Source organism: Rhodanobacter sp. FW101-FHT13A11, assembly GCF_058790335.1.
On record NZ_JBYTCN010000001.1, the window covers coordinates 340,247 to 357,877 of the forward strand.

Sequence of the window (17,631 nt, forward strand, 5' to 3'; positions counted from 1 at the left end):
CTGTCTAGCCAGACGCAGCCACGTGCTGGACCATGGGTAGCGCGATGGCGTCGAGCGCCTTCATCCCGAAGCCGAAGCGTGCCATGGCCTCGCGATGCTCCTCCAGCGCGTTGTAGGGAAGGAATCGCAAATCGAGTTCGCTCACCCGGCTGAATGCCGGGCGGGCGAACTGGGCCCGTACATCATTCTCCCGTGTCTTGGGTGCCACCAAAAAGTAGCGGGCGCCGAAGTGGTCGGGCACGCCCAAGGCCAGGTCGAGCATCCGTACGATGCCGGAGTAGATGCTGGTGGTGTGCTCGACCTCGAAGGCCGCCACTACCTGGTCACTGATCGGGTCAAGCCAGAGCACGTCGATCAGACGGATCGCGTCGGCTGCGCGGTGTGTTTCCAATGCGGCAGGAAGGCACGGCAGGCAGCCCTCGCCAAGCGTGCCCTGGGCATGAGCCCGCCCTCGATCATTGGCGGCAATCCACACGGCATAGCCCAAGGCTCTTCCAAGGTCCCGTAGCCAGCCTTGCACTTGGGTGTGGGTCAGGTCCTCTTCCCGGGCGGCCGCCAATGCCTTGCGGCTGGCGACGCTTTCCTCGCGGACGCGGGCCAGATCCGCCTCCCACTGCGAAACCGCATCTGGTGTGTTGGCCCCCGACGGCAATGGGTACCGGCCGCTGCCGATGTCGAACAGGAAGCCTGCGATTGCCCCCAGGTCGTTGGAAAGCTGTGTCCGGTATTCGACGTTCAGGGCGAGGATGCCTTGGCGCATCGCAAGGTACGCCTCCCAGCGACCCAACTTCACCTTGGCGCCGGTAAGCGCGTTGTAGCCGTTGACGATGGCCGTGTTGAACGGCACCGCCAAGGTCGGATGCAGGAAGTAGAGAAGGTTGGCGGCGGCCGGGCCGAGACCCTTGATGGCCTGGCGATCCAGCTCATGGATGGCCTCGACCAGTCCTGCCTCCTCCGTACAGCACAGGCAGGCGCCAAGGAAGCGCCCGAAGGCTTGCTGGTTGCTCCGGTGTTCGTAGATGTCCGGGATGCGCAGCTTCGGCTTCCACAGGAAAGCATGATCCGCGCCTCGGAAGATTTGTCGCTGTTCGGCAATCGAGTGGATCACTGTCTCCAGCGAGGAGCCACGGTAGGCATTACCGAACGAGCCGGCCTCGATCTCCGCCACCACCGCCAGCAGGCCGCGGCGGATCGAGCGGAAATTCTTCAGGCGTTGATCCCACAGGAACCAGCTCTGGTAGGTGCCACCCGCATCATCACGCCAGTGCTCGACCAGCCGCCCGACTGCTTTCGTGTCCACCCTTGTTGCTCCTGTAACCTGGGAGGCTCTCGCCGCGAATTTCTATCATCGTACACGCGGGCGCACGCTGTCGCCGACAGGTATCACTACGGAGGCACCTATGAAACCGCTGGTCGTAATCCATAAGCAGCTCATTGCGTGCGTGCGCCGTATCGGCGGCCAGGTCGCCACACTGGAGCGCGGCTTGGAGACGCAGGCCGATTGCGGTGCGATTCTGCACTGGATGGCTGCCGTGCGGAGTGCGATCCAGGGCTTGATGGTTACCTTCTCTTGTGTCATCAAGGCCGGCACGAATTCAGGCCAGAAATCTACAGTGGTGGCAACAAAACGGGATAGCTTTCCCCGCTCGCTCCACGACCGGCCGCGTGTCAGATCTTGAAGTCATCGAAGGCTATGCGCTCATCATCAATACCCAGGCTTCGCAACAGCTTGATGGTGGCCGACAACATGCCTGGAGGACCGCACAGATAGAACTCGCAGGACTGCAGGTTCGGATGATCACGCAGCAAGCCCTCGTGGGTAGCCTCGTGTACCAGACCTTGAATTGACCCAGCACCCTGCCCGGCTACTTCCGACAACACGAGATGCCAGGTGAAGTTGGAATGACGCGACGCCAGTTCGGCCATCTCATCGATGTAGGGTGCCTCCCCGCGATGACGCGCTCCATACCAGAAATGGATCCGCTCCCGCCCCCCCTGATCGAGCCGAGAGTGGATCATCGCCCGCAATGGGGCCATACCCGCGCCTCCACCGATAAAGATCTTTTCGCGATCGCCCGGACGGAGAGCAAAGTCACCGAATGGTCCGCTGAAGCGAAGCGAATCGCCGGGTTTGAGCGAGTACAAATACGCCGAACCCTTGCCCACGAACTGACGTTTGCTGCTGGAGCTTCCCACACTGAAGCGGGCCAGCAAGGTCAAGTGTCCGTCGGCTTTCTCCACCGGCAGCGACAGCGAATACGAGCGCCGGATCGGCTCCTTGCTGACCAGGGTTGCCGGCAAATCCAGCGCGCTCCATTCGTCACGATGTTCTTCCGGGTGCGCAATGTGCTGTCGCGGCAATGCGTAGTCGGGAATGTGAACCTGAAGATACGAACCGGGCTGAAACTCTCGTCCAACGGGCGATGACGGCAACAGCCTGATCTCGCGCAGGAACGGGGTTACTGCGGTGATACGCTCGACGATTGCCGTCTGCTCAACCCACAGCTCGGCATCGCCGGGCACCTCCACTTCGAGATCGGCATGTACCGGCAAATTACAGGCCAAGCGATAACCGAGCTTCAGGCGGCTGGCAGTGAGGTGCTCGCGATCAGAGCTCGTTGAGGGAGGCGCATGGCCGCGCACACGGACCGCGCACAAGCCGCAACTCTGGCCGCCGCCGCAATTGGATGGCAGGTGCAGGCCGCTTCGCCCCAACGCCAGAAACACGCTGTCGCCTTCGCGCGACTCCACGAGTCGAAGCTTCGTTCCATCCGGCGCGTAGACCCCCAGGTCTCGCTTCCGACGCCAGCGAACCGGGGTGAACTCACTCAGGCGGAAACTTGCGATGAGCAGCCACATCCCCGATAACGCCATCCACAGTCCGCCGGAGCCAGCCAATATCGCCAAGGGATTGTTGAAGTTCTGTCGCCCCGAGTAGTCCATGAAATGCAGCATCATGACCGTATCGAACAACCGCCAGGTGGCGTTGCGGCGTTGAAGGATGCGGCCATCCTGAGCCGACAGATATATCGTCGTGTCATCGCCATCGGAAAACGATACGCGCCAGGCGGGGCCATCGTAACCACGGGTCTCGGTATTGGCCTTCGGCAGGAACTCCGGCGTCTCTGGCCTGCCGCCGCCGATGTAGTCGCGGGCGGCGATGATCGCCGCGACCGCGGCAGCCACGGTCACGCCGTGCCCGGTACGTGCATCCACCAGCCACACATCGGCCTTGTCGGCAAGCCGGTAGACCGGGCGATCCGCAAGCCATGTGGTTTCCAGCGTCTGCACCGGACGCCCCGCATCCGCCAGCACGCGTTGTGGTGCAAGCATGCCTGCGGGCCAACTCGGCATTTCACGCGGGTGGGCGCGGTGGACTCGACCTTCGACGGCGTCGTGATCGAGCAGGCTCATGATCAGGCCGCTTCCCGTCCAGATCGCGAATTGTGCCGCGATGATCAGGCCGACCCATTTATGCAATTTGCGGATCCATGGCTTCATATCGCCGCCTTCCGCTTGCGGAAACTGTAAATCAGCAGCCAGATCCCGCTGATCGCAAAAAGCAGGCCGACCGAAGCCGCCACTCGCATCAGGCCGTTGTTCACGTTTGAACGCGTCTCGTAATCCATGATGTGGAACATCCAGAGGAAATCGTACAAACGCCAAAAGCTGTGTCGCCGCGCAAGCAGTTCGCCCGTCGTCGCGGACAGATACAACGTCGTATGGCCGCGATCCGAGAAGTTGGCCTGCCACAGAGGGACAGGTCGCTTGGCCACCTCGCTCGGCGCTTCCTCCAGCAGGTGCATGGATTGAATGGTGCCGTCGCCGCGGTAGAACGACGACGCCAACTGTCGCGCCTGATGCTCGTCCAGCGGAGGCAGCTCGACACCGGTCGTGGAATCAACCAAGGTGGTTTTCCCGCCCTGATGCAGCTCGTATACCGTCTGCCCCATCAACTGCTTGAGCCTGAAACCAGTCAGGTCTGGATAACGCTCACTCAACACGCTGGTATCGGCCCGCACCGCCACCTCGGAAAGCGGTTCAGCTTCGACATGCGCCAGATGATCGCCATGGATAAGCTCGATCGGTATGGCGGTCATGTAAAGACCGCTCAGCATCCAGAGAAGTGCTTGCACACCCACGACAAGAGCGATCCATCGATGGGCGCGCCGCGCCCAAAATGCGAGTTTCATTGAAAATATCCTGCTAACAAGCAACCCAGAGATGCACGTGATCGGATAGCTGCCGGCACTATCACACCGGCAGCTCCCGACGAACTCACCAACGATAGGTGAGCTTCGCGTTCCAGCGCCGACCGAGCAGGTCATAGGTCATGGTGTCGGTATTTGCGTCGGTATAGCTCTGGATGAATGGCGCTTGCTTGTCCCAGAGATTGTCGATGCCGAAAGCAATGTCGAGGGACTTGTTCGCAACGTACTTCAATTGCACGTTGTGATAGGTCAAGCCCGGTGCGCGATCGCCGATGTCGCCGCGCGAGGCGTTGATGTCATCGGCAGCGCCGATGTACTGCACGCTATAGGAGCCTGACCATGACCCACGCATCATCGTCAACGAAGTAAACGAACGCCAATGCGTGTAGCTGCCGCGACCACCGGTGATTTTCCCTGCATAGTTAATGTCATCCGCACCCGGGAACGGTTTCACATCGTAGTTCTTCAAGTACGACACGTCCGCACTGATGGATGCCTTCCAACCGGCCAGATCGAACTGATAGATCGCCCCCAGGTCGATGCCCGAAAGCCTCTCGCTCGCCGCGTTGACCGGCTGAGCCGAAAGGAAATCGATCTCGCCGGTCTGCCGATTGCGGGTGAAGTTCGATGCAGAACAGAACGGATGCGAAAGACCGGGCGTGTTGTAGCACACCGCAAGCTTGGTCGAGCCGTCAATACGCTGAATCGCGTTGTCGATCTTGATCTTGTAGTAATCCAGCGTAACCGTCAGGTCGTTCACCAGGGTTGGCGTCCACACCACCCCTGCCGTCATCGTCTTTGCGGCCTCGGGCTGCAGTTTCTGGTTGCCACCGACAGTTGTCAGAACCGTATTTCCCAGCTGGGTATAACCAGTCGGTACGCCAGAAGCGCGACAATTCTGCGCAACCACCGATGATGCCGGCAGGTTGCTCCATCCATTGCAGGGATCGGTCGTGGTCAAATTCCCCTCCGAGACTCCACCGAAGAGCTCGGGCACATTGGGGATGCGAAATGCCGTGGCGTAATTCGCACGGAGCTTCAGCGACGGGACGACCTGCCAGTCCAAGCCAACCTTGTAGTTACTGTCGTTGCCGAAGATATCGTAGCTGGAATACCTCACTGCCGCGTTGAGATTCAATGACTGTGCGAGGAACTTGTCTTTCAATAGTGGAACTGCAACCTCGGCAAAAGCCTCTTTGGCCAAGTATTCGCCAGCTATCGGATCCTGCTTGTTGGTATTGGCGATGCCCAGCACCGTGAGTTGATCCGGGTCACGCCAACCGCGTTCCTTGCGGATCTCGATGCCGGTAGCCATGTCGACAAAGCCAGCCGGCACCTCAAACAGCTCACCACTGATGTTCGCCGTGAAACTCTTCTGATCGTTGCCACCATTGTCACGACTCTTGAAGAGAATATAGTCGAGCACCTTGGGAGTCAGGTTGCCGTAGCCGAGGTAGTTGCCACAGGGAATCTCCGCGCCGGGCGCATTGCTGCAGATGTTCGTATTCAACGTCTGATCGACGCGATCCAAATTGGCAATGTTGGTCGAGCCATCAACGCCTGTACTGCGTCCCCAATTTATCGCCGCAGACCAATCCCAGCCAGTACCGATCCGACCTTCCAGCCCTACCACCGTGCGAAAAGTGTCGACCTCCTGATAAAAGTGACGAGGACCCGACTCCTGCAACCTTCTGCGCTGCAACAAGAGATCCTGACCTGTCGGATTGGTCGGGTGATCGGCTGCGATGCGAATGGGGCGGTATATGCCTATTGCGCCCGGCGTGGCGAGCTGATCCGAACGCCGATTCGTATACATCAATTCGGTAAAGACACGAACTTCGTCCGTCAACGCGTAATTGCCGAACGAACTGAGGCTCAAACGCTTGATCGGATTGACCGCATTGAGGTATGGGTTGGAGTTGTAGTTGTCGCGTGCCGGTGAATAGGTGTGAAAGGCATTGGCCGCGCCGTTGGGATCCTGATTGAAATTGACTCTCTGTCCATCAGCCAGCAAGGCGCGACCGCCGATAGTGGAAGAGCTGCCGACGCATTCGAGCTTTCCATCGACCTCGCCGAGCGAGCATGGCGCGCGATCCGCCATGTTGACTGCCCCGGTTTCGGCGTAGTTGATCGCCGCCATCAGCGAGCCCCGGTCAGAGTTCACTCCCCAAGCCAGATCAATCGCCTTCTCGTCACCGTCCTGTTGGAAGGTCTGGCCGTAGCGAACCGATGCTTCGACACCATTGAATTTCTTCTTGGTGATGATGTTGACCACACCGGCCACGGCATCCGCACCGTAGATCGCCGAGGCGCCATCTTTCAGCACCTCGATACGATCGATCAACGCCACGGGGATATTGTTCAAGTCAACCGAGCTATTGGCTCCGGTGCCTCCGTTGACGATCCGCCGACCGTTGAGCAGAACCAGTGTCCGGTTGATGCCGAGGCCACGCAGATTCACCTGCGTGGTGCCATAGCCATTGTCGGCCCAATAGGCATTGGTCTGGTTGCCGGCAAAACCGGCCGAAGCTGGCAGCCGCTGAAGCAAATTTTCCACCGACACTACGCCGGAACGCGCGATTTCGTCGGCGTCAATGACGGTTACCGGGCCGACGCCGGAGATTTCGGCTCCCTTGATATGGCTGCCGGTCACCGCAACCGCCTCGAGATTGGTGGCCTGCGGCGAGGCGGGCCGCGTGTCAGTAGACTGGGCAAAGGTGGTGCTGGCAAAACCGGCGGACAACAGCGCGCCGATAGCCAGCGCAAGGTGATTGCGCTTGTAAGACATGAAAGGACTCCCCAATTCGGTCTGGAATGATCTGATCGGTGAACGCCTGCAGCACCGTCTGCGCAGCTGCGCGACAGAAAATTGCTCGGGCAAACATGCCGTCACAGAGGACGGCCGACGAGATCAACCGATAGGAGGTCGAAAGACGGAGGAGATGGCCGTGCGAACAGTACTCGTGACTGCCATCGTAGAGGGATGCGCATCGAGAGCGTGCTGGGCGGCAAATACTACAGCTTGGTCGACGGATGCGACCGGGGATACGCACATGCAAGTACAGCCCTGGGTGCAGTCACAATCCGTACCCGCCTTGCGTTCGCGCCCCGAGTCGGCACTGCTGTCACATCCGCTGTCATGCACCATCGAACGATTGCCGCTCTGGGCGTGTTGAACCTGTACTCCTGCCATCGCAGTCGAGCGCCATTGCACTGCACTGGCATTGAGGCAAAAAGCCGCAACCAGAAGGCACCGCAACAGTAGGACGCAGGGGGACATGAAGTGGTAGCTGCCGACTGGAAAGTTGTCTATACCATCTAGTACCATGCCCAAATTCAACCTGTCAACCCCCGGCTGCAACACATCGATCGATATGCGACGACGACTTCCACAAGTTGTATAGACATGCGATGCTGTGGCGATGAACGAACGTCCGCCGCAGTACCTCAAACTCAAGCGCCATATCCTGCGCCATATCAACAACGGCGACTGGCCGCCACTGAGTAAAGTGCCTAGCGAGAACGAACTAGTCTCCAAGTTCGGCATCTCCCGTATGACCGTCAACCGCGCCATGCGCGAACTGGCCGATGCCGGCATGGTCACCCGCACGCAGGGTGCAGGAACGTTTGTAGCCGAGCGCAAGGCCGAGTCGGCGATGTTCGAAGTACGCAGCATCCGAGATGAAATCATCTCGCGCGGACAGAAACATACCGTGGAGATCTTGATCCGTGAACTCGTTTCCGCGCGCCCCGTCACGGCGCGCCAATTTGCCATGTCTACCGGAACCGAGCTCTACCATTCACGCCTGCTGCATCGGGCCGACGATGAACCACTGCAGCTGGAAGACCGCTTCGTGAATCCGGTCTGCGCGCCGGACTATCTGGAGATCGATTTCTACAAGGAAATTCCGCATCAGTACCTGATGCGCACGGCACCCTTGCAGCGAATCGAGCATGCAATCGAGGCCGAGGCCGCGAGCAAACGACTGGCGCGCCTGCTTGCTGTCGAGCCAGGCAGTCCATTGCTGACACTGACACGCCGCACCTGGTCGCACGACCATGTCGCCAGTTACGTTCGCCTCAGCTACCCGGCCGGCAAGTTCCGCTTCGTCGGCGCCTTCAATGCCGGCGACTTCAAAACCTCCTGAAGGAAACACCCATGGATACGCTTGCCATGCCCAAGTCGGGGCCGCGCACGGTACGGGCGCCGCACGGTACCACACTGACCTGCAAGAACTGGCTCGCTGAAGCCGCCTACCGAATGCTGCAGAACAATCTCGATCCGGACGTGGCCGAGCGACCGGAGGATCTCGTGGTTTACGGAGGGATCGGTCGTGCCGCAAGGGACTGGCGCAGCTTCGACCTCATTCTCGAGTCGTTGCGCGTGCTGGAGGACGACCAGACACTGCTGGTGCAATCCGGCAAACCCGTGGGCGTCTTCCGCACCCACGTCGATGCTCCGCGAGTGCTCCTGGCCAACTCAAATCTGGTGCCGCACTGGGCCACGTGGGATCACTTCAACGAGCTCGATCGCAAGGGTTTGATGATGTACGGCCAGATGACGGCCGGCAGCTGGATCTACATCGGCTCGCAAGGCATCGTGCAGGGCACCTACGAAACCTTTGTCGAACTCGGGCGGCAACACTATGCCGGCGACTGGTCAGGCAAGTGGATTCTCACGGCCGGCCTGGGCGGCATGGGCGGCGCGCAATCGCTCGCCGCCGTGCTGGCCGGCGCGAGCTGCATCGTGATCGAGTGTCAGGAGTCGCGCATCGACTTCCGTCTGCGCACGCGCTACATCGATCGCAAGGCCCACACCATCGAGGAGGCACTGGCGATCGTTGAAAACGCGACCACGCCAGTCTCGGTCGGCCTCCTCGGCAACGCCGCCGAACTCTTGCCTCGCTTCGCTGAACTGGCGAAAGCCGGCATCGCGCGCCCCAGTGCCGTCACCGACCAGACCTCGGCACACGATCTGATCAACGGTTACCTGCCCGCTGGCTGGACGCTTGCCCAATGGGAATCCGCTCGCCGTGGCAACCCGGCGCAGCAACAGGCGCTGACCCGGGCCGCCGCCGCCAGTTGCGCAACGCACGTCAACGCGATGCTCGCTTTCCATCGCATGGGAGTGCCGACGATCGACTATGGCAACAACATTCGTCAGGTCGCGTTGCAACAAGGCGTCGAGGACGCGTTTGCCTTTCCCGGGTTCGTGCCTGCTTGTATCCGTCCGCTGTTTTGCCAGGGCAAGGGACCATTTCGCTGGGTCGCCCTGTCCGGCGACCCGGAAGACATCTACCGCACCGATGCGAAGATCAAGGAGCTATTTCCTGAAGACGCACACCTGCATGGCTGGCTCGATCAAGCGCGTGAGCGCATTGCCTTCCAGGGCTTGCCGGCACGCATTTGCTGGCTCGGCCTGGGTCAGCGCCATCGCGCCGCGTTGGCCTTCAACGAGATGGTGCGCACCGGAGAGCTGAAGGCTCCCCTCGTCATCGGTCGCGATCACCTCGATTGCGGCTCGGTCGCCAGCCCCAATCGCGAAACCGAAGCCATGCGCGACGGATCCGATGCCGTTTCCGATTGGCCGCTGCTCAACGCATTGCTGGCCACGTCCGGTGGCGCTACCTGGGTCAGCCTGCACCACGGTGGCGGCGTCGGCATGGGCTTCTCGCAGCACTCGGGCGTAGTGATCGTCTGCGATGGCACAGATGCAGCAGCCAGACGCCTGGAGCACGTGCTTTGGAACGACCCGGCAACCGGCGTCATGCGCCATGCCGACGCCGGCTATGAAACCGCGTTGCAGTGCGCACGCGAACACGGCCTGAACCTGCCCGCCATCACCGGATGATCATCCCATGCTGACTCTTACCCCCGGCCGGCTGATGCTGGCTCAATTGCGCGGTCTCGCCGCTTCGCACACGCCGATCGAACTGGCAGCGGAGTGCGAAGCACCAGTGCGCGCAGCCGCCGCCACTGTGCAAACCGTGGTCACCGCAGGTGTGCCGGTGTATGGCATCAATACCGGCTTCGGCAAGCTTGCCCACGTCCAGATTGCTGACGACCAACTTGAGCAATTACAGACCAATCTCGTGCGCTCCCATGCTGCAGGAGTGGGCCGCTTGCTCGAAGATGCCACTGTCCGACTGATCCTGGTGCTGAAGATCGTCTCCCTGGCTCGCGGCTATTCAGGCGTGCGCTGGGAGGTAGTGCAGACACTCGTTGCCTTGCATAACGCGCAGATATACGCCTGCATCCCTGCACAGGGTTCCGTCGGTGCCTCGGGTGACTTGGCCCCCTTGGCTCATCTGACCCTGGCTGCGATGGGCGAGGGCGACGTGCGCGTGAACGGCGTGCGGATGCCAGCCGCAGATGCCCTGGCGCAAGCCGGTATCACGCCGATACGCTTGGCCGCCAAGGAAGGTCTGGCCTTGCTCAACGGCACCCAAGTCTCCACCGGCATCGCGCTGATGGCATTGTTTGCAGCCGAGCAGGCGTTTTCCGCCGCCGTGGTCGCCGGCGCGCTCTCGGTCGACGCGGCTGCCGGCTCGGACATACCCTTCGATCCCCGCATCCATATCGTGCGTGGCCAGCCTGGCCAGATACGTGTCGCTGGGTTCTACCGGCAATTGCTGGCGGGCAGCGCGATTCGCGAGTCGCATCGACAGAACGACACGCGCGTCCAGGACCCCTACAGCCTACGTTGTCAGCCTCAAGTCATGGGGGCATGTCTGGATCTGCTGAACCAGGCAGCCACCACACTGCGGATCGAAGCCAACGCGGTTTCCGACAACCCGTTGGTCTTTCCGGACGACGGCGACGTGCTATCCGGCGGTAACTTCCACGCCGAGCCGGTCGCGTTCGCAGCCGACCAGATCGCCATTGCGATTGCCGAAGTCGGCGCGCTGGCCGAGCGCCGGATCGCGCTGCTTGTCGATGCCACGCTGTCCGGCCTGCCTGCGTTTCTCGTCGATGATCCGGGCATCAACTCCGGCTTCATGATCGCCCACGTCACTGCCGCGTCTCTGGCCAGCGAGAACAAGACACTCGCGCATCCGGCCAGCATCGACTCGATTCCCACCTCGGCCAACCAGGAGGATCACGTCAGCATGGCCACGTTCGCCGCGCGCAAGGCAATCGACGTGGCGACCAATGTCCGGCGCATCGTGGCGATCGAGTTGCTGGCCGCTTGCCAAGGCCTCGACTTCCGACGCCCGCTGCGATCCTCCGAACCGCTCGAAGCCGCCCATGCTCTCGTGCGCCGTGTAGTGCCACGCTACGCCAAGGATCGCTATTTCGCCGCAGACATCGCCCAAGCCGACGATTTGATCACCGTTGACGCCTTCGCGACGGTACTCGGGAATGTCTTTGTCGAGCCGTCCGCGTGATGGAGGGATGGCGGGGCCGTGTCGACTCATCTGACGACTCGGAGACGTTTCGTTGGCACCAAGTGGTGCGTCCAGTCACGCCAGGCGCCGCTCCCGGCATTGCACTGGCAGGTTTCGCCAGCGATGAGGGCGTCACACGCAACGGCGGGCGTACCGGCGCAGCGGAAGGACCAGTTGTACTGCGACAGGCATTGGCCAACCTGCCGGTTGTGCACGACGGGCCGCTATACGACGCCGGCGACGAAGTCTGCTCCGAGGGCAACCTCGAACACGCCCAGCACCAGTTTGCCGCACGCATATCCGCATTGATCGATGCCGGGCACCTGCCCATCGGGCTCGGTGGCGGACACGAGATCGCGTATGCGAGTTACCTGGGACTGGCCGGCAGCGCAAGCTGCCGCAGCCAGCGCATCGCGATCGTCAACCTGGACGCCCACCTGGATCTGCGTGACGGTCCGACGGCAAACTCAGGCACTCCATTCCTGCAAGCCATCCGGCACGCCCAGACGAACGGAATCGAACTCGACTACTTGTGTCTAGGCGTCAGCCCTTCAGCCAACACCCGTCGTCTGTTTGCCACCGCCGACGCCGTCGGCGCCCGTTACTGGCGCGATGAGGAACTCACCCTTCCCCAGGTGGAAGCGGTCATCGCCGCAATGATGGATCGATTGAACTCCGCCGACGTCATCTACCTCACGATGTGCCTGGACGTGCTTCCCGAAGCCACCGCACCTGGCGTCAGTGCACCGAGTGCACGAGGCGTCGCCCTGGAGGTCGTGGAGCCCATCGTGCACGCCATCGCGCGAACCGGGCGGTTGCGCCTGTTCGATGTCGCGGAACTTTGCCCGCGGCTGGATCCCGCAGGCGCCACGGCTCGTGTCGCGGCACGCCTGGTTCATGGCGTAGCGACGTATCGCCATGGCAACCAAAGCCAGCCGCGGAACTGACTGCGCAGCCGGGCATCATGACGACGGTACATGGAGGCGCCAACAAGCATCGGCCAGCATGATCTCCGCGACCGGACGTCCGCCATGCGGAAAAACCAGCGTGTACCGCAGAAACGAATTCGGCCAACATGCGGCCATCACGAGCTTCGATTACCGCAGATCCAGTCTCCGTCCACCGCGATAACCAGTGCCGGCACATTCGGGCGATGCAGCTCGTGACACGGAAGGCCACCTGTCACGAGCTGCGCAGGGCGCCTGCTTATTGCTGCTGCACCGGCTTGATCGCCGTCACCGTGCTGTTCATACCCGCCGGATGAAAGGTGAATTTCACCTTGTCGCCCACCTTCACGTGCGTCAGTAGCTCCGGCGAAGCTACCTTGAACGGCATCGTCATGGCCGGCCAGCCTATGGCGGCGATGGCCTCGTGCTGCAGCGTGACGGTGCCCTTGGCCATATCGATCGTCTTGACCACGCCGACGCCCTGCACATCGGCCGGTTTGGTGTCATGCATGCCGGCCATGTTGGGGTCCATCTGTTGAGCACCGACCATGGCGGAAATCGAGGCCAGGGCCGCGGTGAGTGCGATGGTGAGGATGTGCTTTTTCATGTATCAGTTTCCTTTCAGGTTGGGGTGGAAAGCGGGGTCCGTTTGCTTGGCTCGGCGCAGTCGGCGCAACACCAGCAAGTGGAACGCGGCGGGGATGACCAGCATCGACAGCAACGGCGCAGTGAGCATGCCGCCGATCATCGGTGCGGCGATGCGCTGCATGACTTCCGATCCCGCGCCGTGGCCGAGCAGGATCGGGAACAGGCCGGCGAGGATCACCGCCACGGTCATCGCCTTGGGCCGCACGCGCTGCACGGCGCCTTCGCGGATCGCTTCGTCCAGTGCTTCCGGGCCGGCGTGCGGGTCGAGCGCGAGCTGGTGATCCCAGGCATGGCGCAGGTACAGCAGCATCACCACGCCGAACTCGGCGGCGACACCCGCCAGCGCAATGAAACCGATCATCGTCGCCACCGACACCGCGTGACCGAGCAGCCAGATCAACCACAGCCCGCCGACCAGCGACAGCGGCACGCTGGCCATGATCAGCGCGGTCTCGCTCGCACGACGAAATACCACGTAGATCAGGCCGAAGATGATTAGTAGCGCCAGGGGTACCACCAGTTCAAGGCGCTTCATGGCGCTGGCCAGGTATTCGAACTGGCCCGACCAGGCCACGGTGACACCTGGTGGCAACCGGACTTGCTGCGCCACGGCGCGTTGCAGGTCAGCGACCACCGCACCGAGGTCGCGACCCTTGTTGTCAACGTAGACATAGGTGGCCAGCTGGCCGTTCTCGCTCTTCAGCATGGAGGGCCCTTCGTCAATACGGATGTCGGCGACCTGGGCCAGCGTGATCTGTGCGCCATTCGCAGCGACGATGGGAAGCTGCCGTAGCGCCGCCACCGAGTCACGCCGGACCCGCGGGTAGCGCACCACGATCGGATAGCGTTCACGTCCCTCTACCGTTTGTCCGATCGGATCGCCGCCAACGACGGCGGCGATCAGCTGCTGCAGTTGCTGCTGGGTTAATCCATAGCGCGCCGCCTCGTCACGGCGGATATGCACGTCCACATAGCGCCCGCTGGCGGCACGCTCGGCAATCGCCGAACCGACCCCGGGCACACCTTTCGCCACCACTTCGATCTGATCCGCGACCGTTTGCAGGACCGCCGGATCCGTGCCCAATACCTTGATGCCGATAGGGCTCTTGATGCCGGTGGCCAGCATGTCGATGCGATTGCGGATCGGTGGCACGAACAGGTTGGTCAGTCCCGGTACGTGCACGGCCTTGTCCAGCTCCGCCTTGAGCTTGTCCATCGTCATGCCCGGCCGCCATTGATCCTTCGGCTTGAAGGTGATGGTGGTCTCGAACATCTCCAGCGGGGCCGGATCGGTGGCGGTCTCTGCACGCCCGGCTTTGCCGAACACGTGATCGACCTCCGGCACGGTCTTGATCATGCGATCGGTCAGTTGCAGCAATTGGGCCGCCTTGCCGGCCGACAGTCCCGGCAAGGCGGTCGGCATGTACAGCAGCGTGCCTTCGTCCATCGCCGGCATAAATTCGCTACCCAGGCGGCTGGAGGGAACCACGGCGCTGAGCAGCAGGATTCCGGCCAACAGCAGCGTGGCTTTCGGATAACGCAGCACCGCCTCCAGGATCGGGCGATACAGCGCGATCAGGCCACGATTGAGCGGGTTGGTGCGCTCGTCGCGGATGCGACCGCGCACCAGATAGCCCATTAATACGGGCACCAGCGTCACCGCGAGGCCAGCCGCCGCGGCCATCGCATAGGTCTTGGTGAACGCGAGCGGCTTGAACAGCTTGCCTTCTTGCCCCTCCAGCGCAAACACCGGCACGAACGACAACGCGATGATCAGCAGGCTCACGAACAGCGCCGGACCCACTTCGGCGCTGGCCTCCGCGATCAGCGACCAGCGCGCGGCCCCCTGCGGTTCCTCGCCATCGTGCGCATGCCGCCAATGCTCCAGATGCTTGTGCGTGTTCTCGATCATCACTACGGCTGCATCGACCATCGCGCCGATCGCGATCGCGATGCCGCCGAGCGACATCAGGTTCGCCGTCACGCCCTGCAGGTGCAGCGCGATGAACGCGACCAGTACACCCAGTGGCAGCGTGATCACCGCGACCAGCGCCGAGCGCAGATGGCCGAGGAACAGCGCGCAGACCAGCGCAACCACCAGGAACTCTTCCAGCAGCTTGCCCCACAGGTTTTCCACCGCGGCATCAATCAACTGCGAGCGATCGTAGGTCGGCACGATTTCGACGCCTGCCGGCAGGCTGTGCTTGAGCTCGCTCAGCCTGGCCTTCACCGCCTCGATCGCGGCCTTGGCGTTCTTGCCCGAACGCAGCACGACTACGCCGCCGGCGACTTCGCCTTGGCCGTCCAGCTCGGTGATGCCACGGCGGAACGTTGGGCCACGGCGTACCGCCGCCACGTCGCGCAGCAGTACCGGCACACCGCCGACATTGCTGGCGATCGGCACCTTCTCGAAATCCTCCCGGCTGCGCAGATAGCCTTCGCTGCGCACCATCATTTCCGCCTCGCCCTGCTCGATCACCGAACCACCATTGGCGCCGTTCGCACCGTTCACCGCATCCACCAGTTGCGCCACGGTGATCCCGCGCGCCGCCAGCGCTTGCGGATCGGGCACGATTTGCCACGCGCGCTCCATGCCGCCGAGGCTGGCCACCTCGGCCACGTCCGGCACGGTCTTCAACTGATAGCGGAGAAACCAGTCCTGCAAGGCACGCAGTTGACCGAGGTCGTGCTTTCCGGTGCGGTCGACCAGCGCGTATTCATAGATCCAGCCCAGGCCGGTGGCGTCCGGGCCCAATGCCGGCGTGACACCGGTCGGCAGGCGGTCGCGCACCTGGCTCAGGTACTCCAGGACGCGCGACCGCGCCCAGTACAGATCGGTGCTGTCGTCGAACAACACGTAGACGAAGGAATCGCCGAAGAACGAATAGGCGCGCACGCTCTTCGCCCCCGGCACCGACAGCATCGTCGTCGCCAGTGGATAGGTGATCTGATCCTCGACCACCTGCGGCGACTGGCCCGGCCAACTGGTGCGGATGATCACCTGGGTGTCGGACAGATCCGGCAGCGCATCGACCGGCGTGCGCGTCACCGAGTACACGCCGATCAGGGCCAGCGTCAGCGCCGCCAGCAGCACGAACAGCCGATGCGCGATCGCAGCACGAATCAGGGCGGCAATCATGGGTGTGCTCCGTGCATATTCATGTTCGGCATCGGCGTGCCGCTGGCGGGGGCCGGGTTCGTCGCAGGATCGTTCAACCGCTCCAGCGCACCGGACAAACTCGCCTCCGAATCGATCAGGAACTGGCCGGAGACCACCACCTTCTCGCCGCCTTCGAGGCCAGCGAGAATTTCCGTGTAGCCGCCGGCCGCACGCCCGATCCGCACCGCGACGGCACGAAAGTGCCCTTCGGCATCGGCAACGATCACCCGTGCCTGGTTGCCGGTGGCAATCAACGCGTCGTCGGGTATCACCGGCATCGCGGCGCCGGGGGTCGGGTTGAGTTGCACGGTGGCGAACATGCCGGGACTCAACACGGCATCGGGGTTGTCGAGCACGATGCGCGCCCGCTGCGTGCGTGTCGCGCCGTCGATATCCGGCAGCACGGTTTCGACCGTGCCGTGGAACATGCGATCCGGCAGCCCATTGACCGTGACGGTGACCGGCGTGCCGCGGCGCACCGTCGCCGCCACCGCCTGCGGCAATGCCGCCTCAATCCACACGGTGGACAGGCCGTTCAAGGTCATCAGCGTCTGCCCCGCACTGACGCGCTGACCTTCGCGCACGTCCAGCGTGGTGACGACGCCCGCCGCCGGCGCATGCAGCGTGATCGCGGCACCCGCACCATGGCGCGCTGACCGGATGTCCGCCGCAGTGAGACCCAGCACCTGCAAACGCTGCCGTGCCGCAGCGCGCAGGTCGCGCGCATCGGCCGACTGTGCCTGCTCCAACGCTGCGTATTCAGCCAGCGCGCTGTTCCATTGCGGCGCCAGCAACTCGGCCAGTGGCGCACCGGAAGCGACCGCGGTGTACGGCGCACGCACATCGAGTCTGGCGATCACCGCATCGACCCGCGCACTGATCGTGCTGGCCTGGCGCAGATCCCAAGTGATGGTGCCGGGTACCTCGATCGCCGACGCCAGCACCCGCCGCTCGACCGGCGCCGTACGAACACCCAGATTTTGCACCGTGGCCGGATCGATCTGGATGCCGTCCTTGGCCACTCCTTCATCGGCATATTTGGCGATCATCTCCATGCCCATCGGCGACAGGCCTGGTTTGTCAAAATGCTGTTGAGGCACCATCGGGTCGTACCAGTACAGAATTTTTCTGTCGCCGGCCGACTTGGCCGACGCAACACTGCCGGTGTGCGCCGGTGTCGACGGTGCATGACGACGACCACCGAAATAGCCGACCACCAGCAGTACCGCCGCGAGCAAGACGCCGGCGAAAATCATCAGGACAGGTTTCATGGGCGC

The 17,631-nt window shown here is 62.5% G+C and carries 13 protein-coding genes; 5 read left to right on the plus strand and 8 right to left on the minus strand.

The features are described from left to right. Nucleotides 1–4: 4 nt before the first annotated feature. Nucleotides 5–1,300 (minus strand): type II restriction enzyme NmeDI-related protein, encoded by a 1,296-nt coding sequence (locus tag AC3WRN_RS01540; RefSeq protein WP_492621599.1) that lies wholly within the window; start codon nt 1,298–1,300, stop codon nt 5–7. A 100-nt stretch (nt 1,301–1,400) separates the two neighbouring features. Between AC3WRN_RS01540 and AC3WRN_RS01545 the strand changes: the two genes are divergently transcribed. Next, nucleotides 1,401–1,679, plus strand: coding sequence for a metal-sensing transcriptional repressor (locus AC3WRN_RS01545; RefSeq protein ID WP_492621600.1), 279 nt, complete (start codon nt 1,401–1,403; stop codon nt 1,677–1,679). Here the strand turns inward: AC3WRN_RS01545 and AC3WRN_RS01550 are convergent. The 4 genes from AC3WRN_RS01550 to AC3WRN_RS01565 form a co-directional block, all read right to left on the minus strand. Next, a complete protein-coding gene (locus AC3WRN_RS01550) occupies nt 1,669–3,501 on the minus strand; it encodes an NADH:ubiquinone reductase (Na(+)-transporting) subunit F (protein WP_492621601.1) in 1,833 nt (610 codons plus the stop codon). The two genes, AC3WRN_RS01545 and AC3WRN_RS01550, sit on opposite strands and share 11 nt — an antisense overlap. Beyond that, nucleotides 3,498–4,193: a PepSY domain-containing protein gene (locus AC3WRN_RS01555; protein ID WP_492621602.1), complete on the minus strand. Its 696-nt coding sequence runs from the start codon at nt 4,191–4,193 to the stop codon at nt 3,498–3,500. The genes AC3WRN_RS01550 and AC3WRN_RS01555 overlap by 4 nt, the downstream gene beginning before the upstream one ends. Nucleotides 4,194–4,278: 85 nt before the next feature. Then, nucleotides 4,279–6,999, minus strand: a complete 2,721-nt coding sequence (locus AC3WRN_RS01560; RefSeq protein WP_492621603.1) for a TonB-dependent receptor — start codon at nt 6,997–6,999, stop codon at nt 4,279–4,281. Nucleotides 7,000–7,122: 123 nt separating this feature from the next. After that, nucleotides 7,123–7,539: a CopL family metal-binding regulatory protein gene (locus AC3WRN_RS01565; RefSeq protein ID WP_492621745.1), complete on the minus strand. Its 417-nt coding sequence runs from the start codon at nt 7,537–7,539 to the stop codon at nt 7,123–7,125. A 94-nt stretch (nt 7,540–7,633) separates the two neighbouring features. Here AC3WRN_RS01565 and hutC point away from each other — a divergent pair, with 94 nt between their 5' ends. From hutC to hutG, 4 genes are read left to right on the plus strand one after another with little or no spacing between them, the layout of a single operon-like run. After that, nucleotides 7,634–8,359 (plus strand): histidine utilization transcriptional repressor HutC, encoded by a 726-nt coding sequence (gene hutC, locus AC3WRN_RS01570; protein ID WP_449425563.1) that lies wholly within the window; start codon nt 7,634–7,636, stop codon nt 8,357–8,359. 26 nt (nt 8,360–8,385) lie between these two features. Further along, nucleotides 8,386–10,062, plus strand: a complete 1,677-nt coding sequence (gene hutU, locus AC3WRN_RS01575; RefSeq protein WP_492621746.1) for a urocanate hydratase — start codon at nt 8,386–8,388, stop codon at nt 10,060–10,062. Between the two features lie 7 nt (nt 10,063–10,069). Further along, a complete protein-coding gene (gene hutH / locus AC3WRN_RS01580; protein ID WP_492621604.1) occupies nt 10,070–11,599 on the plus strand; it encodes a histidine ammonia-lyase in 1,530 nt (509 codons plus the stop codon). Next, nucleotides 11,599–12,546: a formimidoylglutamase gene (hutG, locus tag AC3WRN_RS01585; protein ID WP_492621747.1), complete on the plus strand. Its 948-nt coding sequence runs from the start codon at nt 11,599–11,601 to the stop codon at nt 12,544–12,546. The genes hutH and hutG overlap by 1 nt, the downstream gene beginning before the upstream one ends. 259 nt (nt 12,547–12,805) lie before the next feature. Here hutG and AC3WRN_RS01590 read toward each other — a convergent pair whose 3' ends face one another. Genes AC3WRN_RS01590 through AC3WRN_RS01600 form a run of 3 tightly spaced genes read right to left on the minus strand, consistent with a single transcriptional unit; the run spans nt 12,806 to nt 17,625 of the window. Beyond that, nucleotides 12,806–13,153 carry a copper-binding protein gene (locus tag AC3WRN_RS01590; RefSeq protein WP_492621605.1) on the minus strand — a complete coding sequence of 116 codons (348 nt, stop codon included), beginning with the start codon at nt 13,151–13,153 and terminating at the stop codon, nt 12,806–12,808. Between the two features lie 3 nt (nt 13,154–13,156). Continuing rightward, nucleotides 13,157–16,333, minus strand: a complete 3,177-nt coding sequence (locus tag AC3WRN_RS01595) for an efflux RND transporter permease subunit (RefSeq protein ID WP_492621606.1) — start codon at nt 16,331–16,333, stop codon at nt 13,157–13,159. Beyond that, a complete protein-coding gene (locus AC3WRN_RS01600; RefSeq protein ID WP_492621607.1) occupies nt 16,330–17,625 on the minus strand; it encodes an efflux RND transporter periplasmic adaptor subunit in 1,296 nt (431 codons plus the stop codon). Before AC3WRN_RS01600 ends, AC3WRN_RS01595 begins: the two co-directional genes overlap by 4 nt. Between the last annotated feature and the right edge of the window lie 6 nt (nt 17,626–17,631).